The 23,805-nt window shown below is 37.6% G+C and carries 25 protein-coding genes and 1 riboswitch; of the genes, 13 read left to right on the forward strand and 12 right to left on the reverse strand.

Features of this window, described 5'->3' with window-relative positions; genetic code table 11:
• The first annotated feature begins 70 nt into the window (after positions 1 to 70).
• Positions 71 to 192, forward strand: a riboswitch (SAM riboswitch).
• A 169-nt stretch (positions 193 to 361) separates the two neighbouring features.
• Positions 362 to 1,561: a methionine adenosyltransferase gene (metK, locus tag EUC40_RS03155; protein ID WP_000163118.1), complete on the forward strand. Its 1,200-nt coding sequence runs from the start codon at positions 362 to 364 to the stop codon at positions 1,559 to 1,561.
• A 41-nt stretch (positions 1,562 to 1,602) separates the two neighbouring features.
• Here metK and EUC40_RS03160 read toward each other — a convergent pair whose 3' ends face one another.
• Genes EUC40_RS03160 through EUC40_RS03170 form a run of 3 tightly spaced genes read right to left on the reverse strand, consistent with a single transcriptional unit; the run spans position 1,603 to position 2,199 of the window.
• Positions 1,603 to 1,782 (reverse strand): hypothetical protein, encoded by a 180-nt coding sequence (locus EUC40_RS03160; RefSeq protein ID WP_156573621.1) that lies wholly within the window; start codon positions 1,780 to 1,782, stop codon positions 1,603 to 1,605.
• Between the two features lie 6 nt (positions 1,783 to 1,788).
• Positions 1,789 to 1,968, reverse strand: coding sequence for a hypothetical protein (locus EUC40_RS03165; protein WP_156573622.1), 180 nt, complete (start codon positions 1,966 to 1,968; stop codon positions 1,789 to 1,791).
• 15 nt (positions 1,969 to 1,983) lie between these two features.
• Complete coding sequence (locus EUC40_RS03170) at positions 1,984 to 2,199, reverse strand: hypothetical protein (RefSeq protein ID WP_156573623.1); 216 nt, start codon at positions 2,197 to 2,199, stop codon at positions 1,984 to 1,986.
• Positions 2,200 to 2,301: 102 nt separating this feature from the next.
• On the opposite strand from EUC40_RS03170, the gene EUC40_RS03175 reads away from it, so the two are divergent.
• The 6 genes from EUC40_RS03175 (at position 2,302) to EUC40_RS03200 (ending at position 11,904) form a co-directional block, all read left to right on the forward strand.
• On the forward strand, positions 2,302 to 2,811 hold the full coding sequence (locus EUC40_RS03175) for a MogA/MoaB family molybdenum cofactor biosynthesis protein (protein WP_098269404.1): 510 nt from the start codon (positions 2,302 to 2,304) through the stop codon (positions 2,809 to 2,811).
• Positions 2,808 to 3,410 (forward strand): molybdenum cofactor guanylyltransferase, encoded by a 603-nt coding sequence (locus EUC40_RS03180; RefSeq protein ID WP_156573624.1) that lies wholly within the window; start codon positions 2,808 to 2,810, stop codon positions 3,408 to 3,410. The genes EUC40_RS03175 and EUC40_RS03180 overlap by 4 nt, the downstream gene beginning before the upstream one ends.
• Before the next feature lie 668 nt (positions 3,411 to 4,078).
• On the forward strand, positions 4,079 to 5,938 hold the full coding sequence (locus EUC40_RS03185; protein WP_156573626.1) for a GAF domain-containing sensor histidine kinase: 1,860 nt from the start codon (positions 4,079 to 4,081) through the stop codon (positions 5,936 to 5,938).
• Positions 5,913 to 6,551, forward strand: coding sequence for a response regulator (locus EUC40_RS03190; RefSeq protein WP_156573628.1), 639 nt, complete (start codon positions 5,913 to 5,915; stop codon positions 6,549 to 6,551). The genes EUC40_RS03185 and EUC40_RS03190 overlap by 26 nt, the downstream gene beginning before the upstream one ends.
• 243 nt (positions 6,552 to 6,794) lie before the next feature.
• Positions 6,795 to 10,937, forward strand: a complete 4,143-nt coding sequence (locus EUC40_RS03195; protein WP_156573630.1) for a S8 family serine peptidase — start codon at positions 6,795 to 6,797, stop codon at positions 10,935 to 10,937.
• Between the two features lie 367 nt (positions 10,938 to 11,304).
• The gene (locus EUC40_RS03200; protein WP_156573633.1) at positions 11,305 to 11,904 is read left to right on the forward strand and encodes a TasA family protein; all 600 of its coding nucleotides are present in this window, start codon (positions 11,305 to 11,307) and stop codon (positions 11,902 to 11,904) included.
• 130 nt (positions 11,905 to 12,034) lie between these two features.
• Here EUC40_RS03200 and EUC40_RS03205 read toward each other — a convergent pair whose 3' ends face one another.
• From EUC40_RS03205 to EUC40_RS03215, 3 genes are all read right to left on the reverse strand, one after another.
• Entirely contained in the window at positions 12,035 to 13,177 is a 1,143-nt protein-coding gene (locus EUC40_RS03205; RefSeq protein ID WP_156573635.1) for a glycosyltransferase family 4 protein, read from the reverse strand.
• 12 nt (positions 13,178 to 13,189) lie between these two features.
• Positions 13,190 to 13,723: a phosphatase PAP2 family protein gene (locus tag EUC40_RS03210; protein ID WP_156573637.1), complete on the reverse strand. Its 534-nt coding sequence runs from the start codon at positions 13,721 to 13,723 to the stop codon at positions 13,190 to 13,192.
• Positions 13,724 to 13,865: 142 nt separating this feature from the next.
• Entirely contained in the window at positions 13,866 to 14,378 is a 513-nt protein-coding gene (locus tag EUC40_RS03215) for a gamma carbonic anhydrase (RefSeq protein WP_071710990.1), read from the reverse strand.
• A gap of 74 nt (positions 14,379 to 14,452) precedes the next feature.
• On the opposite strand from EUC40_RS03215, the gene EUC40_RS03220 reads away from it, so the two are divergent.
• The 3 genes from EUC40_RS03220 to EUC40_RS03230 are packed head-to-tail and all read left to right on the forward strand — an operon-like array spanning position 14,453 to position 16,630.
• Complete coding sequence (locus tag EUC40_RS03220; protein ID WP_156573639.1) at positions 14,453 to 15,256, forward strand: alpha/beta hydrolase; 804 nt, start codon at positions 14,453 to 14,455, stop codon at positions 15,254 to 15,256.
• A 37-nt stretch (positions 15,257 to 15,293) separates the two neighbouring features.
• A complete protein-coding gene (locus EUC40_RS03225) occupies positions 15,294 to 16,358 on the forward strand; it encodes a tetraprenyl-beta-curcumene synthase family protein (RefSeq protein WP_156573641.1) in 1,065 nt (354 codons plus the stop codon).
• 59 nt (positions 16,359 to 16,417) lie between these two features.
• Positions 16,418 to 16,630 carry a hypothetical protein gene (locus EUC40_RS03230; RefSeq protein ID WP_156573643.1) on the forward strand — a complete coding sequence of 71 codons (213 nt, stop codon included), beginning with the start codon at positions 16,418 to 16,420 and terminating at the stop codon, positions 16,628 to 16,630.
• Between the two features lie 35 nt (positions 16,631 to 16,665).
• Here the strand turns inward: EUC40_RS03230 and EUC40_RS03235 are convergent, their stop codons facing one another.
• From EUC40_RS03235 to mnmL, 6 genes are all read right to left on the reverse strand, one after another.
• Positions 16,666 to 17,967 (reverse strand): PepSY-associated TM helix domain-containing protein, encoded by a 1,302-nt coding sequence (locus tag EUC40_RS03235; protein ID WP_156573646.1) that lies wholly within the window; start codon positions 17,965 to 17,967, stop codon positions 16,666 to 16,668.
• 119 nt (positions 17,968 to 18,086) lie between these two features.
• Positions 18,087 to 18,761 (reverse strand): aspartate/glutamate racemase family protein, encoded by a 675-nt coding sequence (locus EUC40_RS03240; RefSeq protein ID WP_156573648.1) that lies wholly within the window; start codon positions 18,759 to 18,761, stop codon positions 18,087 to 18,089.
• Positions 18,762 to 18,785: 24 nt separating this feature from the next.
• Positions 18,786 to 19,466 carry an ABC transporter permease gene (locus tag EUC40_RS03245; protein WP_156573650.1) on the reverse strand — a complete coding sequence of 227 codons (681 nt, stop codon included), beginning with the start codon at positions 19,464 to 19,466 and terminating at the stop codon, positions 18,786 to 18,788.
• Between the two features lie 18 nt (positions 19,467 to 19,484).
• Positions 19,485 to 20,318 carry an ABC transporter ATP-binding protein gene (locus tag EUC40_RS03250; RefSeq protein WP_156573652.1) on the reverse strand — a complete coding sequence of 278 codons (834 nt, stop codon included), beginning with the start codon at positions 20,316 to 20,318 and terminating at the stop codon, positions 19,485 to 19,487.
• A 115-nt stretch (positions 20,319 to 20,433) separates the two neighbouring features.
• The gene (mnmM, locus tag EUC40_RS03255; RefSeq protein WP_156573654.1) at positions 20,434 to 21,006 is read right to left on the reverse strand and encodes a tRNA 5-(aminomethyl)-2-thiouridylate-methyltransferase MnmM; all 573 of its coding nucleotides are present in this window, start codon (positions 21,004 to 21,006) and stop codon (positions 20,434 to 20,436) included.
• The gene (mnmL, locus tag EUC40_RS03260) at positions 21,003 to 21,962 is read right to left on the reverse strand and encodes a tRNA modification radical SAM protein MnmL/YtqA (RefSeq protein ID WP_156573657.1); all 960 of its coding nucleotides are present in this window, start codon (positions 21,960 to 21,962) and stop codon (positions 21,003 to 21,005) included. The genes mnmM and mnmL overlap by 4 nt, the downstream gene beginning before the upstream one ends.
• 111 nt (positions 21,963 to 22,073) lie before the next feature.
• On the opposite strand from mnmL, the gene EUC40_RS03265 reads away from it, so the two are divergent.
• The 3 genes from EUC40_RS03265 to EUC40_RS03275 all read left to right on the forward strand — a co-directional run bounded on the left by EUC40_RS03265 (position 22,074) and on the right by EUC40_RS03275 (position 23,661).
• Positions 22,074 to 22,337, forward strand: a complete 264-nt coding sequence (locus tag EUC40_RS03265; protein WP_000840869.1) for a YtzC family protein — start codon at positions 22,074 to 22,076, stop codon at positions 22,335 to 22,337.
• A 15-nt stretch (positions 22,338 to 22,352) separates the two neighbouring features.
• Positions 22,353 to 22,502, forward strand: a complete 150-nt coding sequence (locus EUC40_RS03270) for a glycogen biosynthesis protein GlgD (protein ID WP_074569981.1) — start codon at positions 22,353 to 22,355, stop codon at positions 22,500 to 22,502.
• A 136-nt stretch (positions 22,503 to 22,638) separates the two neighbouring features.
• Positions 22,639 to 23,661, forward strand: coding sequence for a DUF418 domain-containing protein (locus EUC40_RS03275; RefSeq protein ID WP_156573659.1), 1,023 nt, complete (start codon positions 22,639 to 22,641; stop codon positions 23,659 to 23,661).
• The last annotated feature ends 144 nt before the right edge of the window (positions 23,662 to 23,805 follow it).

The raw sequence follows: 23,805 nt of genomic DNA on the forward strand, positions 1-23,805 counted from the left end.
CTTTCAGGAAAATGTGAATATTAATTGACAAATGAATATCATTTCTTTAGTATAGGTTGGGACGGATACTCTCTTATCCCGAGCTGGCGGAGGGACAGGCCCGATGAAGCCCAGCAACCTCATCTGTATTGGTAAATACAGGTGAATAGGTGCTAAAACCTGTGCGAGGCTACAGGTCTCGAACGATAAGAGCGAAGGGCAAAAAGCAGTATGCAAGTAGCAAATTAAACCTTTCCTCTATGTAAAGTGGGAAAGGTTTTTCTGTATGCTTGTGTGGGAGAATAAATGTATGTCGCAGTTTGTGGCAAATTAAGGATGAGTTCCGTACAATATATACAATTACTGTAGGGAGGTTTACCACATGACAAAAAAACGTCATCTGTTCACATCTGAGTCTGTAACTGAAGGACATCCAGATAAAATTTGTGACCAAATTTCTGATTCAATTTTAGATGCGATCTTATCAAAAGACGCAAATGCACGTGTAGCTTGTGAAACAACTGTAACAACTGGTTTAGTATTGGTAGCGGGGGAAATTACGACTTCTACTTACGTAGACATTCCGAAAATCGTTCGTGAAACAATTCAAGGCATTGGTTACACACGCGCAAAATACGGATTCGATGCAGAAACTTGTGCAGTTTTAACATCTATCGATGAGCAATCTGCTGACATCGCTATGGGTGTTGACCAAGCGCTAGAAGCACGCGAAGGTCAAATGACTGACGCTGAGATTGAGGCAATTGGTGCAGGAGACCAAGGTTTAATGTTTGGTTTCGCATGTAATGAGACACAAGAGTTAATGCCACTTCCAATCTCGCTTGCTCACAAATTAGCTCGCCGTTTAACTGAAGTACGTAAAGATGATACATTATCATACCTACGTCCGGATGGAAAAACGCAAGTTACAGTTGAGTATGATGAAAATGGTAAACCTGTACGTGTAGATACAATCGTAATTTCTACACAGCATCATCCAGATGTTACATGGGAAGAAATCGATCGCGATTTAAAAGAGCATGTAATTAAAGCTGTAGTTCCAGCAGAATTAATGGATGGAGAAACGAAATTCTTCATTAACCCAACTGGCCGCTTCGTAATTGGTGGACCACAAGGTGATGCTGGTTTAACAGGACGTAAAATCATCGTTGATACTTACGGTGGATACGCTCGCCACGGTGGCGGTGCATTCTCTGGTAAAGATGCAACGAAAGTTGACCGTTCAGCAGCATATGCAGCTCGTTATGTTGCGAAAAACATCGTAGCAGCTGGTCTTGCTGACAAAGCAGAAGTACAACTTGCATACGCAATCGGTGTAGCACAACCAGTATCAATTTCAGTTGATACATTCGGCACTGGTAAAGTATCTGAAGACGTATTAGTAGAACTAGTTCGTAACAACTTCGATCTTCGCCCAGCTGGTATTATTAAAATGCTAGACTTACGTCGCCCAATTTACAAACAAACAGCAGCTTACGGCCACTTCGGACGTACTGATGTAGATCTAACATGGGAACGTACAGACAAAGCTGCAGCTTTAAAAGAGCAAGCTGGTCTATAATATATGAAAAAAAGCTTTGCGCGGTGAGCGCAAAGCTTTTTTTATTTTATTTTACTTATTATTTGAATACATGAATGACAATGTACTTCTCCTTCTAGTTCAATATACTTTTTCATATTTGTCATTCCGCTTGCCGGAAAGGGCATATGAATCCATGCTTTTTCATACGTTTGTATTTCTTTTTGACATGATTTACAAAGGATTGGTTTCTTACGGAACATAGAAAATCAACCTTTCAGTTGGCGTGCTTTTCCGGCGCAAAAAGCACTGCATAGTAAAAATAGCGTTGCGAATATAATGCTCACTAATGTAGCGGATGGGATTGCCCCTTTTAGAGAAAAACCGACGGTGATGGAAGCGATAAATAAGAGGATGAATGTTGTTGTTAATTTTTTATAAATTTCCATAGTATGTAGACCTCCTTATTTAGAGATAGAACGTATAAAAATAAAATCTAATATATAGGCAAGTACGAGAGGAATTAATGTGCTAGTCAAATAGTAACGAATACCACCATCCGGCATAAGCACATACAATTTTAAAAAGTTTATATCAAATCCGTAAGCGATGCATTGAAACACGGATAAAATAATAAGGAATGGTATAATAGGTACATATCGTTTTATGTTATAAAACATAAAAAAACTCCTTTATATGGATAAATATACTTATATTGTATCATATTGAATTCTTTAATTTATACATAATTTTACAAAGTTAAATGAAAGGAAAGATGAAAAATGAGCGTAACCGAGCATAAAAAACAAGCGCCAAAAGAAGTGCGCTGCAAGATCGTAACGATTTCCGATACACGTACAGAAGAGACAGATAAGAGCGGACAACTATTACATGAATTGTTAAAAGAAGCAGGACATACAGTGACTTCTTATGAAATTGTAAAAGATGATAAAGAAAGCATTCAGCAAGCAGTGTTAGCTGGCTATCATAAGGAAGATGTAGATGTTGTATTAACGAATGGCGGTACTGGTATTACGAAGCGTGATGTCACAATTGAAGCGGTATCAGTTCTATTAGATAAAGAAATTGTCGGATTTGGTGAGTTGTTCCGCATGATTAGTTATTTAGAAGATATCGGAAGCAGCGCAATGTTAAGTAGAGCAATTGGCGGTACAATTGGGCGTAAAGTAGTCTTTTCAATGCCGGGATCTAGCGGAGCCGTTCGCCTTGCGATGAATAAATTAATTTTACCGGAATTAGGTCATATTACATTTGAGCTGCATCGCCAATGAGTAAGTGGGCTGGAATTGTATTAGCGGGCGGTATGTCGAGTAGATTCGGTGAACCGAAAGCGCTAGCGAGCTGGGGTGGGAGTACTTTTGTTGAGCATATTTTGAAAGTGATGACAACTGCGGTGCAAGAAGTTGTAGTCATTAGTCACTCCGATATAAAAGAGCGAGTAGAGCAACTCATACAAGTTCCTGTTATAGAAGATATTCCGCATTATAAAGGAAACGGCCCACTTGCTGGAATTGTATCAGGAATGGAATATATAGAAGCAGATTGGTATGCTATTATGCCTTGCGATGCGCCAAATGTTTCACAAGAATGGTTTCCCATTTTACTAGAGCAAACGAGTGATGAGTATGATGCGGTTGTGCCTATTATTAATGGAAGAAAACAGCCGCTACTTGCAGCGTATCATAACCGTGTGAAAGAGAAGATTTACACTTTACTTCAGGAAGAGAAAAGAAGTATGGGCCAGCTTTTATCACAATGCAATGTGAAATATATTGCTGGTGAAGATGTACAAGCGAATGCAGATTGGTTTATAAATGTGAATACGAAAGAAGAATATGCGCAGGTTCAAAAAAACCTTTCAAATGAATGAAAGGTTTTTTGATATACAGAAATTGGGGAACAATTACTGTATAAAGGTATGTGAGTAAGTTGATTTTAAGGGGAATTTCTTAAAATCATCATACAGTAAAAACACTGTACAACCATATTTTAATTTTTATGGGTTTTTATTACAAGTCTGTTTAGTTATGTATCTTTTTGATATAATGAATATAGAAATAAATAGATATTTCACCTTGTGTATCATTTAGCAAACGAAATTTTATAATTGTGTAAAAAACTCCCTTCGTCTTTTGAAGGGAGTTTTTTGTTTTGAAATTGATTTATCCCGCTTTAATGGGCAGTAAGACCCCCACCTCAAAATTCAGCGAAAGCAAAGAAGTTAGGTGGGGGTCGGGCTGCCCATAAAAGTCCGATTGGTGAAGGCTAATAATCAGTGGGGGATGAAGAAAACCCCCACTGATTAAAGTTTCACTTTATATACATCTTTAGTTCTATACGATAGACATAGAATATATTTACAAATATAACATTTGATGGGTAGCAGAATAGGAAGGCCTGTTTTATACTAATATTGTGTCACCCCTTCTAAGGGACAGTGCACAGCCGGTGATTGGCTAATGGGAACATTCTCATTTTGCCAGTGCCGGTTTTTTATTAGATAATGATGATAATAAATTTTTTGAGGGAGGGATCGTTTTGAAAAAGATAGATTTTACTTCTGTGAGAGAGCAAGTAGCTAGTTTTTATATTTATTCTATCTCTTTTCTTGGTTTAATTGCTGTTATGATTTCCTTATTTTTAATTGAAATGCCTTCCCATTTTGTATTACCTTTGTTGTTAATTATGTTTATGGGCATTACTGAGTATTTTCCTATCCGCATTTGGAGAGGTGGAATCACACTGAGCCTTACACTTATTTATATAATGAATTGGCAGTTTGGAATGTATACAACTGTTGTTTCATGTGTGGGTGTGATGTTAAGTATCCAATTGTTTCGCCGATTACCTATGCAAAGGACGGTATTTAATTGTGCGCAACTTGCCCTTAGCATTGTATTAGCAGAATGGTTTTCGAGAGGATGTTTCTCTCTTTTTATTTCTGGAATGAATCTTTCAGTTTTATATGAAAAATTCATAATCTTATTTTTATTCAGCGCATTTCTTTGTCTATTTAACAGTTTATTTTATGATCTTTTAATCATACTTCTTCCTCAGCCTTACCCACTAGAAGAGTGGCGTAAAAAGAATATGTTAGTACTCTTGAGTTTGAGTTTTTGTTTACTTTATTCTTCACTTATACATATTTTAGATTACCGATACCGTGGCGTGATAGATGAAATTATGGTACTGTTCTTCTTTTTCCCGCTTGTGGCAATTTGTATCATTAGCTCATTCGTTAGACAAATACGAGTGGAAAAAGAACGATTATATAAGCTTTTTTCTATTACGACGGAATTAAGTCACGGATTATCTGCCGGAAACTTACAACAGATGAAACAATCATTGAAAGGATTTCTAGGAATACAGGCATATGTTTTATGGGCGAAAGATGAAGAGAACTGGACGCTTTTATTAAAGGATGGAAAAGTACGTCATGATATTTCTAATTGTTCTGACCTGTATAAGGAGTTTGAAGAAATATCAGAAACTGTAGTTGTGACGGATTGGAAAACAGGTATGGCTCCGGGAGATGAAGTGTTTGAAAATACGATGCGTTCTCTTGTGTATTTACCTCTTAAGGTAAATCACGAATTAGTTGGAATGTTTGTGGCAGGGAAAAGTAGGAGTGCGAGTTTTATTACTGAAGATGTACAAACTTTAGCTACGTTTGCTAATCAATTAGGCAGCTTGCTTAAAACACGGACACTCGTCTCTGAACAGGAAAAAAGAACGATTTTAGAAGAGCGAAATCGAATTGCTCGTGAAATCCACGATGGAATTGCACAAGCACTGGCTGGTGTAATATTTCAGATGGATTCAGCCCAGAAAAAGTATGCAGATCAACCAAAAGACATGCAGCAAGTGGTAGATACAAGCATAAAAAAATTACGGAAGAGTTTGAGTGAAGTTCGTTATTCTATTTATGCTTTAAAGCCCTATCCAACACAAAGATTAGGACTAAAACAAGCGATTATAAGTAAAGTCCAATCCTTAAAACAAGAATATGATTTAGCCATTACATATCATGAAAGAGGTCGTTCTCGAAAACTTAGTTTTACGAAAGAACGAGTCATTTTCGACACTTTACAGGAGAGTTTGCAGAACATTATAAAGCATGCAAGGGCAGATAAAGTTGATATTTTATTAAGTTATCAAAAGGAACATATACTTTTAAAGGTAAAGGATAACGGAATTGGTTTTTCTCTTTTTGAATCTATGATTAAAGCAAAGCATGAGCCGCATTATGGTATATTACATATGAATGAACAGGCTGAACAGCTAGGGGCCGCCCTTCAAATTGATAGTTCAAAAGGAAAAGGTACAGAAATTATATTGTTAATTCCAGATTCAGAAATGGGGGAGGAGTATCATGATTCGAATATTAGTAGTGGATGATCATACTGTTTTGCGTGATGGAATTCGAAGTATATTGGAACTCGAATCTGATATGCGAGTAGTTGGGGAGGCTGTTTCCGGTGATGAGGTAGTAAAGAAAGTAGAAGAGTGTAGGCCTGATTGTATCTTAATGGATATTAATTTACCAGGAAAAAATGGTATCGAGGCTACATCACTCGTGAAAAATCAGTATCCGAACTGCCGTGTTCTCGTATTAACGATGTATGAACATGATGAATACTTGATGTCTGCACTTCGGGCAGGGGCAGACGGTTATTTATTGAAGGATTCATCATCTGAGCAGGTAGTGGCGGCAATCCGAATGGTATTACAAGGAGATTCTGTGATTCATCCGCGTATGACTAAAAAGTTGATTACATATCATCAACAAACGAAATCAGAATCAAATGAAAATGAACTAACAGAGCGTGAAAAAGAAATACTATTTGAATTGGTCAAAGGTCTTAGCAATAAGGAAATTGCTGAAGCTCTATATATTAGTGACAAGACAGTTAAAATTCATGTTAATAAGATTTTCAGGAAATTAAATGTGAAAAGCCGTTCACAAGCAGTCATATATGCTGTTCGAAATCAGCTTGTTCCATTTTCTTAAATGAAAATCATTTAAAAGAACTACTCTGTACCTTATTATTTTACTCAAAATAATAAGGAGCGGAGTAGTTCTTTTGTACTATACGGTATAGAACTAATAACTAAAAAAAATATTCCTTTTTGATAATTTTCAGAAAAATTTAAATTTATTAAGATAAGGAAGTAGAGTCGTAGCCTAATAGTTTTAGAAATTTATATTATGCAATGACTATAGATACAAATAAATTTAGATGGGGGAACTTGTATGAAGAGAGGAAAATTTGGGAGGGTTCTTACAGGAACATTAGTTGCTGGTATGCTATTGTCACAAGGTATTCCGTATAACGTATTAGCAGAAAGTCCGGCTGAACTGAAGCCAGTTGATAATGCGGAACAGGTACTAATGAATCTGTCTGCAGAACAAAGAAAAGCGTTGGAACAGCTAGATGTAAGCCCTAATTTTACGATTTCACCTGATATTGATACGAATAGTCCTAAATTAGTTAACGTTATCGTGGAATTCAATCAAGCTCCAGCAAAAATTGAAGTGATGAAACAAGCGGCGAAAGGGAAGAAAATAGCTGCTACTACTGCGCAAGCAAAAGTGGATGAAGAGCATAAAGTGTTCAAACAACATGTCGAATCTTTAAAATCGAAGAAAGATGTTGGCACTTACGATACGAAAAAAGTGGAAATCACACGCGAATATAAAAATGCAATCAACGGTGTAGCGATGACTTTACCTGGTGTGGCTGTCAAAGAGTTGATCCAATCAGGAGTAGTAAACCGTGTCTTTAAAGATTACGAGGTAAAAGTAGAACCTCCAGTAGAAACACAAAAAGAAATCCAGCCAAAAATGGCGGACAGTATTCCGCAAATTGGTGTGGACAAGCTTCATGCAGAAAACATTACAGGTAAAGGAATTAAAGTCGGCGTTCTTGATACAGGTGTTGACTATAATCATCCAGATTTAAAAGATGCTTATAAAGGCGGATATGATTTTGTAGATAACGATGCAAATCCGATGGAAACAACGTACGAGGATTGGATAAAAGCTGGTAAGCCAGAGTATCCAGGGTTAGTGTACTATACAAACCATGGTACACATGTAGCAGGAACGATTGCAGCTCAAAAGAAAAACAATGCCGATTACGCTGTAAAAGGTGTGGCACCTGATGTAGATTTATATGCTTACAGAGTCCTAGGACCATGGGGCGGAGGAAATACAGCGGGAATCCTTGCTGGGATGGATAAAGCAATTGCAGATGGTATGGATGTCATCAACATGTCGCTTGGTGCACAGACGAACGATCCGCTATATGCTACTTCTGTCGCAGTAAATAACGCCATGCTTTCAGGAGTAGCGACAGTTGTTGCCGCAGGAAACAATGGACCAAACGAAAAGACGCTCGGTTCCCCTGGAACAGCAGCGCTTGGTATTTCAGTAGGGGCAAGTGATGCTGCCATGTCTATTCCTACATTCAGCGCAAGTGTATCTAACGAAAAATTTGAAAACATGCAGTTATTAGGTAAAGATTTTCCTGATAAGTTAGAAGATCTACAAGGACAATCGTTACCGATTGTATTTGCGGGACTTGGTAAGCCAGCTGATTTTACGGGGAAAGATCTTAACGGAAAAATTGCGCTGATTCAGCGCGGGGAAATTACGTTTGATGAAAAAATTAAAAATGCTAAAAAAGCCGGAGCAAAAGCAGTTATTGTGTATAACAATGCCGACGAACAAATATCTGCCTACTTAGGCGAGGGGGTAGGTCTTATTCCATCTTTCCGTCTGTCAAAAGCAGATGGCGAACGGTTAAAGGCGCTAGGTGAAGTATCTTTCAAATTCGAAACGCTGAGCAATACAAAAACGGAAGGTGATCACTTAGCTGATTTCAGCTCCCGTGGGCCGGTAAATGGGAATTATGACATTAAGCCAGACGTAGTCGCTCCAGGGGTGTCTATTTTCTCTACTGCACCGGAATATATTAACGATCCGCAGGACGGCATAAATTACGGTAATGCATATGTACGCTTGTCTGGTACTTCTATGGCTAGCCCTCACGTAGCGGGTACAGTAGCATTGATTTTGCAGGAGCATCCAGAATACACTCCTTTCGATGTAAAAGCGGCTCTTATGAATACATCTGATGATTTGAATGGCAAGAATTCCGTATATGAAGTGGGTGCTGGGCGCATCGATGCGTATCAAGCCGTCCATACGGACACATCCATTAAAGTATTAGACAAAACACAAAATATCGAGAATGGCAAGGTTGTCGAAATTGACGAACAGACAGGTTCCATTGTGTTTGGCAGACATGTTAAGCAAGGGGATAAACCGATTGAAGCTAGCAAAAAAGTGGTTGTTCAGAACAATAGTAAAGACGAAAAATCCTTTAAAGTAGAAGTGGAGTATCACGGTGAACGTACAGGCATTCAAGATGCAGTAAAGAACGGTATACAAGTTGAGGTGCCGGCATCTCTTACAATGGCAAGCGGACAATCACAGGAGCTGCAGCCGAAAATTACAATTCCTGCTAGCGCAGCGAAAGGTAGATACGAAGGATATATTCATGTAACGAATGCGAACAATCCGTCTGAAACATACCAAATCCCGTTCGCTGTCATGGTGACGGAAAAGGGATTTGAATATGCGAAAACGAGCAATCCGTCCGTGACGAATACGACACCTTTCTGGCAATATATGTACCCGTTTGTTCATGTCAACATGAAGTTGAATAGCCCGATGAAAACCATTGATGTACTTGTTAAGGATAGTGCAACAGGGAAAGCTGTAGGTTTTATAGGCACAGCAGATGCCAGCAGATTATTGATAGACGTAGACACGTTTCTTATGAATGCATTTAGCGGTACTGTCTATCCATTTACCAATGATCCTTCTAAGCCGATTGGTGATCTTCCTGTAAAGCTTCCGGCAGGCGATTATCTACTGGAACTGATTGCACACGATGAGGAAGGGAAATCATATGTTATAGATAATCCGCTTATCGTGGACAATACAGCACCGGAAGTAAATATGGATAAAAAACCGGGTGTAATCGAGGTTAATGACTCCATGTTCACAGTAGAGGATGGACAAAAAGCAGTATGGCTGCATGGAACAGCCAAGGATGCGACAGTGGATCTATTGAAATCAAAAGGTTTAAACTATGATCAATCGTCCAATCAAATGGCTTACTATGCAAACACTGGAATGATAGGTGGGTACTTCCCAATCCAAGCAAATGGAGACGTAAAATTCGGTATTGAGGAAAGTGATATTGCAACGAAACCTCTAAATTTGACTTTGGCTACGTATGATATTGCAACGGCAATTGGTAAACAAAACTATGTTTTCGTAAAAGAAGGTACGGAATATACGACTTCTAGTTATGATAAGAAAGACGTAAAAGTTGGCGATACAGTTACGAGGACACTTAGTCTTAATAATGTGAAGCAGCTTGTATCCGGGGAATTCCAGATCGACTTCAGAAAAGATTTGCTCAAGTTTGAGAATGTGAAACTGAACAATGCGGCAAACGAGTATGCGAAGGAAAGAGGTTTGGAAGTATTAATGCAAGAACCTGTGGTGACAGAAGGAACTTACAATAATACGGTGAAGGTTGGCGCATCTATGAAAGGGAATGCATTTAGTGGTATGGATGGAGATATGCCTTTCCTTGATGTCACGTTCAAAGTAGTAAATGAATATTACGATATTGTTGTGGGTGATTACCAGTTTAATATAAAACAGGCGTCTTATATGAAAGCGGGACAAACAGCTGCTACTGCCATTTCTTCTTTCGGTACGGAAAGCTTTAACATCATTCCAACGCATTCGAGAGTGTATGGTTATATCGGACCGGAAGCATTTTTGAGAAATGACGGTAGTTTGTTAAAAAGTGATTATTCAACAATCGGCGCACAAGTATATGCGATCTCCCCAAGCGGCAAAAAATATAAAGGAACGATTGATAAACAAGGAACCTACGAGATTAAAGGCATCCCAGCTTCTACTGAAGCCTACACAGTTGTTTTTGATGTTCCGGGACATCTCAAAGCGATGAAAAAATTTATTCCGGGGTATTTTGTAGGAGATGAGCTGCGCGGGCAACAGGTAGGGGTACGTGTTAAAAATCTTGCGGGGGACGTAAATGGTGATAGATTGATTGACATTCGCGATATGCAAAGTGTAGTTGAAGCATACGGCAAGAAGGATGCTTCTATCGTGCCACAAGATCTTAACCAAGACGGTGTCGTAAACGAGACGGATGTTCGCTTCATTGAGAAAAACTTCTTGCAAAAAGAAGTCGGTGTTCCAGAAGTAGTTAAACCAAAAGAAACAATTGGTAAAAAAGGATTGGCAGATTTCTTACGTCAGATCGGTCTAGAACCGAAGAAATAAAAAAGGTGACTTAGGAGCGGCTGTTGATAAAAGAGGGAGAAATTTCATCTTCTACAAATATCGATAGTCGCTCTTAAATAAAATGCTAAGTTCTTTATTAAGAACTTAGCGGCTTTTTTTTAAGACATGAAGTAAGGTAATAATCCGTTTTATCCCGCTTTAATGGGCAGTAAGACCCCCACCTCAAAATTCAGCGAAAGCAAAGAATTTAGGTGGGGGATCAACTGCCCATAAAAGTCCGATTGGTGAAGGCTAATAATCAGTGGGGATGAAGAAACCCCCCACTGATTAAAGTTTCACTTTATCCCATATGGGCTTATCAGATTTTTGGTAGTTTAAATATTATAAAAATAGGGGGATCATTAAAATGAGTCTTAAGAAAAAACTTGGTATGGGTGTTGCATCTGCAGCTCTTGGTTTATCTTTAATTGGGGGCGGAACGTTTGCGTACTTCAGTGATAAAGAAGTATCAGAAAACACATTTGCGGCGGGTACGTTAGATTTGAGCATGGATCCACAAGTTATCATCGATGTTGACAAAATCAAACCAGGTGATCAAATAGAACGCGATTTCCACTTAATCAACAGCGGTACTTTGAAAATTAAGGACGTTCATCTTCTTACTGATTACACTGTAACAGATGTAAAAGGCGATAATGGAAATGCTGATTTCGGTGATCATGTTAAAGTGGAGTTTTTATGGAACATAGACAAAAACACAGTTCCTGTATGGGAAACTACGTTGTCTGAATTAAAACAAGCAACTGCTGATGGCAACCTTCCTGATCTTGTCCAAAAAGGTGTCGTAAATTGGGAAGGAAATGGACTTGCTCCAGGAAAAGATGACACTTTCTATGTGAAATTCATATTTGAAGATAATGGGGAAGATCAAAACGTATTCCAAGGAGATACATTAAAATTAAATTGGACATTCGATGCGTCTCAGACAAAAGGTAAAGAAAAATAAGTTCAAATGGTATTCATTATATTTATGTACCAATGGAATCGTTAAATAAAAACGCAATATAAAGAGAGGCACTCCTTCTTCGAAGGGTGACCTCTCTTTATATTGTGAATTGATGATACATAAACTGAATTTAAGCTAGCATTTCCGCATTTCGACTTTGAATAACATCATTATAATGCATGAATAAATTATTGAAAATTTCATCCCAGCTTTGTGTATTAGCGTAGGAGTGAGCATCTAGGCTCATTTGTTTCCGCATTTCTTCATTATTTAACAAGCCATAAATAGAGGATAAAAATGAGTCTTCATTTTTGGGTTCGCATAGAACGCCCGTTTTTTCATCTGTAATAATATTTTTAACTCCGCCACTATTTGCACCAATAACAGGTGTACCACATGCAAGTGATTCCAGTACGACGTTCCCAAATGTTTCAGTAGCAGATGGAAATACCATTAGATCGGAAGAAGCATAGGCTTCAGCTAAATCTTCACCTTGTAAATATCCAGTAAAGGTTACATTTGTTTTCGGAACAGCTTCACGCAAATTTGTTGCTAGAGGACCATCTCCTGCGATGAGCCAATGAATGTCGTTTCGAGCATGCGCTGTTTTAACGATAATGTTTTGTAACGTATCAATATCTTTTTCAGGAGCAATCCGTCCAACGTAGGAAAGAATATACTTCGCTGTAATATTATATTTTTTTCGGAATAGGTCTGTATTATAAGATGGATGAAAGAGTGTACAATCTACACCACGTCCCCATATATAAAGAGATTGAAAGCCTTTATTTTTTAATTGATGTAATGTTTCAGGGGATGGAACGAAATTTTTGTGCATATGACTATGAAACCATTTTAAATAGTTCCAAAGCATATTGGAGAGGAATTCGATTTTGTAATAACGTAAATAAGCGTCAAAATCAGTATGATAAGAACCGACAACTGGAATGTTTAACTTTTTTGCGTAATATAACCCACAAAGCCCCATGTTGAAAGGTGTGGCAATGTGAATCATATCAGGTTTAAAGGCAAGAAGTTCCCGCTTAATGCGCGGAGTAGGAAAAGAAAAGCGACATTCTGGATATAATATTGTTAACGGGATACTTCTCATTTTGTTTACATTCGCTACGAAATTATCTTCAGCCGTATGCTGAGGGGCGAAAACAGAATAGGCGATTTTTTCTTTCTGAAAATATTGTGTTAACCGCTCTAACGTTTTCGCAACTCCGTTCACTTGTGGGGTAAAAGTATCGGTAAATATGGCGACTCTCATCATATCACTCCTTTATGTGAAAAGTGGGATGAATTGATAAAAAGAGATAATGCCAGAGCAAGTGCCGAGGCACATACCGACGAATACATCAGACGGATAGTGAAGCCCTAAATAAATGCGAGAAATACCAACGCATAATGCTAACGGTAATAGAAAAACAAATAAGCTTGGATTATAGCAAATAAACGGAATGAAGACAGAGAAAACGGCTGTTGTATGACCAGACGGGAAAGAGTGGTCTTTTAATGGATGGACTGGATATTTCGCATCTTGAATTGTTAAATATGGACGTTTCCGGGGATACCATCTTTTTAATATTTGCACAGGGATATGGCTAATCGCTAACGAAATAGCAGTTGCGATTGCGGCTTGGTGCAAAGTACCTTTTGCGAAAATTAAAAAGAACAGTGTGAGTGCGATTGAGAAAGTAGCACCGCCGATATGAGTAATATTGCTGAAAAAGATATTTAATGTTTTTTGATCAAAATATCGGTTAATACCTTTGAAAATGTAACATTCTATTTTATATAATCCACTGACCTTCATGAAAATTCTCCTCCCTCATCTACATATATATGGAGATATTTGCTTTTATTTTAATAAGATTTTGTTGAGGGAGTAATAATGTTTTGTAAAGAAACAGTTAGATTTTATAAAAAAAGCTGCCAGTATTATGGCAGCGGTAAAATCACTTTTGTAGTGATTTATAATATTGACCTTTTTCAACGTATTGTGTGCGAATACGTTCCATGTCTTTACGGTCTTCTTCTGTTAACTCACGAACGACTTTCGCTGGACGACCGAAAGCTAATGTGTTTGGTGGGATTTTCTTTCCTTGTGAAACGAGGCTTCCAGCACCGATAAAGGCTCCTTCGCCAATTTCAGCACCATCCAATATAATAGAGCCCATTCCAATTAAAGCATCCTTTTTTATATGGCAGCTATGTAAAATAACTTGATGCCCAACTGTCACATCATCTTCTAAAATAAGAGGATATTCTGGGCTTTGGTGGAGTGTACATTGATCTTGTACATTTACTCTATCTCCAATTATTGTTGGTGATACGTCACCTCGGATGACTGTATTAAACCAAATACTTGCTTCCTCGCCAATTGTCACATCACCTGTAATGGTTACGTAGTCAGCGATAAAAGCACTACTCGAAATTTTCGGATTTTTTTCTTTGTAAGGATATATCATGTAAAGCCTTCCTTTCCTAGAGACTAATTTTAGTGTATCAAATTATGAAAAAGAGTGAAATGGAGGTGGTCCGTATGTGGAATTATGAAGCAGAGGAAGCGAAAGCTGTAGTCGTTATTGTGCACGGCGCTATGGAGTATCATGGACGTTACGAAGCAGTCGCGGAAATGTGGAATCATATCGGCTATCATGTCGTGATGGGGGACCTTCCGTCACATGGAACGACTTCAAGAAATAGAGGACATATTGATTCGTTTGATGAATACATAGAGGAAGTTAAAGCGTGGGTGAAAGAAGCAAGAAAGTATCGGTTACCTATTTTTCTATTCGGTCATAGTATGGGCGGCCTTATCGTCATTCGTATGATGCAAGAAACGAAGAGAGAGGATATAGATGGTATTGTTTTAAGTTCGCCATGTTTAGGCGTATTAGCTGCACCTGCTGCCCCGCTTCGAGCTGCGTCAAAAATATTAAATATCGTTGCCCCAAAATTGCAATTTGCAACGAATCTTACAGTGGAAATGTCAACACGTAACCATGAAGTGAGAGATGCGATGGAGAATGATTCATTGTTCTTGCGCAAAGTGTCAGTACGTTGGTATAGTGAATTAATTAAGTCTATTGAAATTGCTCATAAAAAAATAGGTGATTTTCCAGACGTTCCACTCTTGCTAATGCAAGCATGTGAGGATAAACTTGTAGATAAAACACGTGTCCGCACTTGGTTTGATAATGTTAAAATAAGTGATAAGGCATATAAAGAATGGCCGAATTGTTATCATGAGTTATTAAACGAGTATGAGCGTGATGAAATTTTGAATTATATTCAGGCATTTACTGAAATACGTATCAATAACATAATAGAAACAAATAAGTAAATTATTTGTACATTGAATAGAGGAGATGAAGGAAGAAGTGAACGTACCGAGTAATCCCATAACGCTCATGGCGAAAGTATACCGTGATGTGTTTCCGGTTGTACACCATGAGCTAGCGATGTGGAAAGAGCGTGCCTACCATATTCCGAATGATGAGCTTCATAGTCAGGCAATCGCAAGTATTGAGCATAAAACGTTTCATTGCGAAGGCGGTGGCATTTTAGCGTTATTAGCGAATGAACACCGAGAGGAATGTATTCGTTTTATCGTCGCATATCAAACGATTAGTGACTACTTAGATAATTTATGTGATCGCAGTACATCACTTGATCCAAATGATTTTGCCGCACTACATGAATCGATGTTAATGGCATTATCACCTGAAGTAGAAGGTGGCGGTAATTATTATCGCTATCGTGATGATCAAGATGATGGTGGTTATTTAGATGAACTTGTTGAAACATGCCAAGATGTTTTAAAGAAAACGAAGCATTATGACAAAATTGCTCCTGTTCTTCATGAACTTGCTTGTTATTATTGTGATTTGCAAATTCATAAACACGTGAAGTTAGAAGAAAGAGAACCGCGCTTAAAAACATGGTTTGAAGCGCATCAAGAAAACTTACCTGAGATGAGTTGGTTTGAATTTTCAGCATGTGCTGGTTCTACGCTTGGAATCTTCTGCCTTGTAGCATATGCATTTCATGATGAATTACATGATGAAGATATTGCGAAAATTAGACAAGGGTACTTCCCTTACGTGCAAGGACTTCACATTTTACTTGATTATTTCATCGATCAAGAAGAAGACCGCGCCGGCGGGGATTTGAATTTCTGTAGTTATTATGAAAACGAGCAAGCTATATTAGATCGTATGAAACATTTTGTAGAAGAAGCAGAGAAGAGCATTGGTAATCTACCTCATGCGAAGTTTCATCGTCTCATAAGCCGAGGGTTACTGGGTATTTATTTATCGGATCAGAAAGTATCAGCACAAAAGAATATGCACAAAATGGCACGGCGCATTGTAAAATACGGAGGGCTTACTTCACGATTCTTCTACTGGAACGGGAAGTTGTACCGAAAGAAAATGGCGCAGTGATGAAGAAAACCACTCATGTAGAGTGGTTTTTGTTATAATATGGTAAAGGTGTGTTGGAAATGAAGCGATTGTTTCAAAAGCTATATGACAATATTGAAGTAACATTACTCGTGTTACTTTCCATTTCATTTGTGACTGGAATGTATATGATGATGAATAAAGCCGGCGGTCCTACAACGATGGATTATGTAGCTCAAGTTATTATTGCATTGATTATTATAGTAGATATTGTCTTTTTAATAAGTGGTAGAAAAAAAGAAAATAGTAAATAAAAAGCATTTGTACATGGGAGTACAAATGCTTTTTATTATGATCGTATTTTTGAAAATACATATATAAGAAGTTCAACCGCAAAAAGAACTAAAACAGATAGTCCGAATAAAGGCATGATAGCACCTAGTATAACCATCATGATAAAGAAAACGAGTACGCTTTTCTTATCTCTTTGCTTTGGAGGTGCGGCTAACTTTCCTTTCGGCTTTCTTGCTAACCACATTTTTATTCCGTAATAAATGAGAAGTAATAAAGATAATGTCGTTAGTAAGCATACTATTTTATTTGGCCATCCGAATAAATGCCCTTCATGAAGCGGGATACCGTAAGTGAACCATTGTGCAAATAAGCCATAATCACGATAATCCGTTTTTGAAATAAGTTTTCCGCTATATTGATCAAAATAAGCTGTTATTTCTTCATTTGGTGCGACATGCATACCCGTAATACCAGAACCGCTTGATTTTGAAACAGTGAATACACCTTTTGGATCAGCTGGTAGTGAGATAACATATGGCTTTTTTATTTCAATTCCTTTTTGTAATTCATCGACAGAAATTGCTTTTGGTTCATTTGAATTCGATTCAGGAGGAGCTTCCTTTCTTGTTGCCCACGGTAATTCTTTTACCTTCGATTCAGGCGGTGCCATATACAACTTTGGATATCCAATTGATTCATTCGACGCTGCGATTTTATAAATTTGGTTCCCCATAAATCCTGACCATGGCAATCCAGATGCGACTAGCAGAACGAGAGGAATTGTAAATATAATACCGATAATAGAATGACGTCGTTTTGCTTTTTCTCGCTTATTGGATGCCGGTGTGTTTTTGAATTGGCGTATACTCATGTATAACCCAGTCACAATTAAGAAGATTGTCCAACATGCCGCAAGTTCTACAATATAGTTAACGACAGTGCCACCAACTAAAAGAGAACTATGTAATTCCCTCATTATATTGGCAAATGTTTCACTTGCGTTTTGATCCCCAACAATTTGATTATTGCTATCTAAATACACATACTTTTGTTGTCCGGTATACTCATTTGCAATGGTAAGTCTCGTATTATAATCCCCATTAAACTCACTAATTTTAGCCACACTATAATGTGGATATTTTTTCTCTGTTAAGGAAATAGAATCAGTCATCGAAATAGATTCTGTTTGGGCGCTCTTCCCAAAATATAAATCTTTATAGATGAAATCTTCAACTTCTTCCCGAAATAAATACCCAATTCCGCTCAGTGACAACGTAATAAGAAGCGGCGTAATAAAAAGCCCAGCATAAAAATGCCAACGCCAAAAAATGTAATGAAGCGAACGATTTGCTTTCATACTTTCAGTTCCCCTAACCTTCCCTATATGAATAACTACTTATTTAATATAGCGAGATTAAGTGTGATTACTTTGAAAGAATTGTGAAGAAAGTTAAAAGTTTTTAAGGGTTTCAACATTTATAAATGTTTCTTCTTATTTGATAAATATATTTCAACAACCGCTTTCGCAAGACATTGAGCAGAATCAACAAAATCCTCACTCGCCACAACATTCAAATCGGTACATGCAATAATTGCGGTATCTACTTCATCTTGCAATTGTAAAACGAGCGCATTCCACAATTCGCGAGCTTCTTTAATTTCTCCAGATTTAGTACAAGTAATAATTTGATTAATCCTTTCCTGCCATTTTTCATGATGAATGTATTCTATATTGCGCTTTGCAATCCCATCTTGGTAAATCCCAGCTTGAACAGTTGCTTCTGTTGCGAGAAGAGCGACTCTTTTTGTATTTTCAGGAATTGCTTGTAACGTTTCATCGACTATATTTAAAATCGGGATAGAAAGCGAACGCTGTAATTCTTCAAAATAAAGATGCGCCGTATTACACGGCATAGCGATAAATTCTACGCCAGTACTTTCAAGTTTTTGTGCTCCTTCAATAATCGCTTTTTTCATCGCCTCGTGATTAATAGGGTGATCCATGTAAAACGGTGTTGGGCACGAATAGATCATCATATGAGGAAAGTCCATATCATGCTTTGCTCCATATATTGTTTGGCATTTTGCTACAACTGTATCGACGAATGGTCCAGTGGATTTTTGCCCCATTCCTGCTAGTATTCCGATCATTGTTTCGTCTCCTTTAATATGTAATTAAAAACGTTTTTTGCGAACGATAAAAAGAAATAAGGTAAATAATAAAAATGAATATACGATAGCCCAAGCTGTGAGCCATAGCGTGTGAGTCAGTATATTATATTTGTATTGTCCAAGCATTAGAAAGCTTTCGACAGGTGGAAAAACCCATAGTAATTCTTTTTTTAATCGGATAGATGCGATTGTTATAAGCAATATGGATGTAAGGCTAAGCCAAGCAGTGCTTGCTTTTTGAATTATATTTCTTGTAAATAATGTTGCGATTGAAATTCCTAGTATAGAGAAAGACATGTGAGAGAGAAATCCGACTAGAAATAAAGAAACTGTCATTTTTTCATTAAACATTTGCAAAATAATTGGATAGATTACGGATATAAAAGATAACACAGTACAAATGAGAAGAGCCGTAATATATTTACCAACATAGAGTGTGGAAATATTATTTGTGTGAGAAATAGTAATTTGCTCTTGTACAGGGTCTTCAGTATGAAAAATTGTAAGTGTAATCCAGGCAGATAATAAATAAAGTGCGAGTGCTGTTTCTAAATATGTCGGTACAATAGGAGTCGGTTTATATGTATATACAAAAAGCAAGCTCACAAAGTACATCGCAATAGGAGGGACATACTTATACGATTTTGTATAGTCGAGAAAATGGTAACGAATAAGCGCAAACATAATAAACCTTCTTTCGATTTAAAAATTAGGTTGTAGCAATGTGATAGATGCTTTTTTATGTAATAAAAACTGAAGTATGTCATTTGTATATTCTTTTTCGATTTGTAATTGAATAAGGTTTTGATTTGAATTGTGTGCAACGTGTATAAAACCGGATTGCTTTTGTAGTTCTATCGCTGAAAATGTGTCGTGAACGATTGCCTCAATATAGACTTGTTCTGCCCCTTTTTGTACAAAAGTATCTGCTGTGATTGTATGGTTTGCTAACGTCACAATTCTATCGGCGAAGTTTTCTAGTAGTTGTTTTTCGTGACATGTGAAGAGTATAGATATGCCTTGTTGTTTTAATGAGAGTAAAATATGTTCTAATTCTTGCTGAGAGTTAGGATCGAGCCCAGAAAGAGGTTCATCTAGAATTAATAAATGGACGTCCGTAAGCAATGCTTGCATAATGCCTGTTTTTTGTTTCATACCTTTTGAAAAGTTTCGTACAACGGAATGCCTTGCATGATGTAAATGAAAAGATTCAAGAAGCATCGGAATTTTATCTTTTAAATATTTTGTTGATAAACCGTGAATCTGGCCCAGATGATATAGATAATCCTCTAATGTAAAACGAATCCCTTCAGGAAAATGTTCAGGTACATAGCCAATTTGTATATGTTCTTTTCTTTGAAGTGCCCCTACCGTAGGTGAAATAAATCCTGCAATTATTTTGAGTAGAGTACTTTTTCCAGTCCCGTTCCCGCCAATAATAGCGAGTGCTTCTCCTTCTGGAATGGATAAATCAATGTTGTCTAGTATAAGTGATTTGCCATACTTCTTTTGAATTCCCCTTAGTTCTACTAGCAAAGTTCTATCCTTCTTTCTTTAAATAGTGTATATATCCATTATATAGGAGAATAACAAAAAGACGTACAATGAGTGCACGTCTGTTTTTGTTATGTTGTGTCGAATCGTCGATATATTATCGTTTCTCAATCGCCACAATAAATGGCGGGTTATTTTGTTGGTTAATGAAGCCGTATCGTAGTACGTGTGCTTGTTTTTGGTCTAGTTCTTCGGCAAATTTAAGTACAGCGTCGCGTTCTACTTGTCCTTCAGGGTGTCCGTGGTAAATGACAAGGACGATGATTCCTTCAGGGGCCATTACTTCTAATAATTGTTCAATTGCCGAAATTGTTGAGTTCGGTTTTGTAACGATATGCTTGTCACCGCCAGGAAGGTAACCTAAGTTGAAAATTGCGCCTGTTACTTTTCCTTTTGCATCGTCCGGTAATACGGATAGAAGCGTATCGTGACTATCGTGAACTAAAACAGTACGTCCGAAAAGCTCTTTTGCTTTTAAACGGATAGTAGAGCTTTCAATTGCTTCTTTTTGAATATCAAATCCAAATACTTTTCCGTGATCTCCAACGATTTCAGCTAGGAAGCAAGTGTCATGTCCATTGCCAAGAGTTGCATCTACAGCGTAATCGCCTTCTTTTACTGCCGTTTGCAACAGTGAGCGAGCAAACGGTAATACACGTTCTAATTTCATTTTTGTTTCTCCTCATTTGCATATTTTCCTTGCCAGCTTCCGCGGCGTACAAATTCTGCATCGATGGAATTTAATACTTCCCATTTATTTAAGCTCCACATTGGACCAATCATTAAATCAGGTGGACCGTCACCTGTGATGCGGTGCACAATTACGTCTTCTGGAATGATTTCAAGTTGGTCAACAACGAGACTTACGTAATCCTCAAGAGAAAGGAACTCGAGTTGTCCTTTTTCATATTGCTTCACCATTGGCGTTCCTTTTAATAAATGAAGTAAATGAATTTTAATTCCTTGTACGTCAAGCTTCGCTACTTCACGAGCTGTTTCCATCATCATGTCGTAATTTTCAAGTGGAAGACCGTTAATAATATGAGAGCAAACTCTAATACCATGCTTGCGTAATTTATTTACACCTTCCACATAAGACGGATAATCGTGAGCGCGATTAATAAGGTTTGCAGTTCGTTCATGAACAGTTTGTAATCCGAGTTCAACCCAAAGGTACGTGCGTTTATTTAAGTCCGCTAAATATTCAACGACATCGTCCGGTAAACAATCAGGACGAGTTGCGATAGAAAGACCGACAACGTCTTTTTCTGCTAGAAGCGGTTCGAATTTTTCTTTTAACACTTCAAGTGGTGCGTGTGTATTTGTGTAAGCTTGGAAATAAGCGATACATTTTCCATCTTTCCACTTTGAGCGCATTTTTTCTTTCATTTCATGATATTGCGTTATAACATCATCGCGGCGATCGCCAGCGAAGTCACCAGATCCAGCGGCACTGCAAAATGTACAACCGCCATAAGCAACTGTACCGTCACGGTTCGGACAATCGAAGCCAGCGTCTAATGATACTTTAAAGATTTTTTCACCAAATTCATTTCGTAAATGGTAATTCCATGTGTGATAACGTTTATTGTCGTTTGTATATGGAAAAGGGTTTTGAACCTTCATTATTTTCCCTCCTAAGCCGAGTCAAAATGAAACAAAATACATTATAACATACTCATAAGGTTCAGATGGAAGGGACACACTAAAGGGGAATTAAAGCAAGGAGGGACAATTATGGCAGAGCGTCAATCACTTGAATCGTATATTACACAAGCGGAACAAGCGGTGGAATATGCGAAAGAACAATTAGACCAAGGTATGAGACAAGAGCATTACAATACGATGGAGTATTCAGATGCACAGTTACAATTAGAGCAAGCATATAACGATTTACAAACGATGCAACAACATGCGAATGATGAGCAACGTGAGCAGTTAAATAGAGCACGTATGGCAATTCGCCAATTGCAACATCAAATGATTATTACACCGCACTAATAAGGAGTGAATGTAATGGCGAAACGTTCAGATCAAAATAACCCAGAGCAAAAAACACAAAACGGGCATAACGCTGAGTTTTCGAATGAACTTGATCCAGTTGTTCAAGTGAAACAGCGTAACAGTAAAAAGGGACAACCTCAAAGATCGAGGCAATCAGAGTAGACCAGGTCGCAATATGACCTGGTTTTATTTTATTATATTACAATAATGTAAGATTTCTGTAAGGTTTGCCGATAGTTGTAAGCTTACTTTTCCAGTAGAGTAAGGGAGGATTAAATTTTATACAAGGAGCTGCTTTATGGGGAACAATATTTCAAACAAACGAATCGATGAGTTAGATTACATTCGTGGCTTCGCATTACTGGGGATTATTTTAGTAAATATTCTTGCACTACTTAACATTAAAATTCCAGATCCTAATACAGTGGATGCTAGTTATCAAAGATTTCTATACTTATTTGTAGAAGGTCGTTTCTTCTCGATTTTCTCATTCTTATTTGGAGTGGGATTCTATATCTTTATCTCGAGAGCAATTGCAAAAGGGAAAAATGGCTATGTTTTATTTTTAAGACGCGTAGTGGCATTGTTTATTTTTGGATACATTCATCAAATGTTTCAACCTGGAGAGGCATTAGCGTTATACGCGATTTGCGGGTTAATCGTTTTACCGTTTTATAAAGCGAAAAAAGAAGTGAATCTAGTACTAGGGCTTATTTTGACAATTACCTTCAGTGTAATGGGTGCTAAAGAATTTTTACCGCTAGGTCTAATTTTATTAGGGCTTGCTGCAGGACAGTATAAAGTGTTTGAAAATCTTTCAGCGAAAATAAAGCAAGTTGCTATTTTTACAGCTATTATGTTTGTTTTAAGTGTTGTAGCTTTATGGTATCAATATGGGCACGTCCCTGCTGCTCCGTTTGTAAATATGATACTTGAGAATGAGGATGGGACAATGGATGCTGCAAGCCAATTTTTAAAAATTGGTGTGACAGTTGGACCGATTATTTCAGCTTTCTATGTAGGAGCATTAATTTTATTGCTTCAACTAAAACCAGTTCAAACAGTATTAGCACCACTGAAATACTACGGTCGTATGGCGTTAACAAATTATATTGGACAAACTGCAATGATTTTAATCGCAGGAAGTGTATTTAACTTTGCAGAAAACTTAACTTACATGCAGACGTTATATGTGTGTATTGCAATTTACGTAATTCAAATTGTATTTAGCGTAATTTGGATGAAGATCTTTAAAATGGGTCCATTAGAATGGATTTGGCGTGTTATTACGTATTGGACGGTAACACCTTTAAAGAAATAAAGTGAAACTTTAATCAGTGGGGGGGTTCTTCATCCCCCACTGATTATTAGCCTTCACCAATCGGACTTTTATGGGCAGCCCGACCCCCACCTAACTTTTTTGCTTTCGCTGAATTTTGAGGTGGGGGTCTTACGGCCCATTAAA

Source organism: Bacillus luti, from assembly GCF_009739945.1.
Lineage (GTDB): Bacteria > Bacillota > Bacilli > Bacillales > Bacillaceae_G > Bacillus_A > Bacillus_A luti.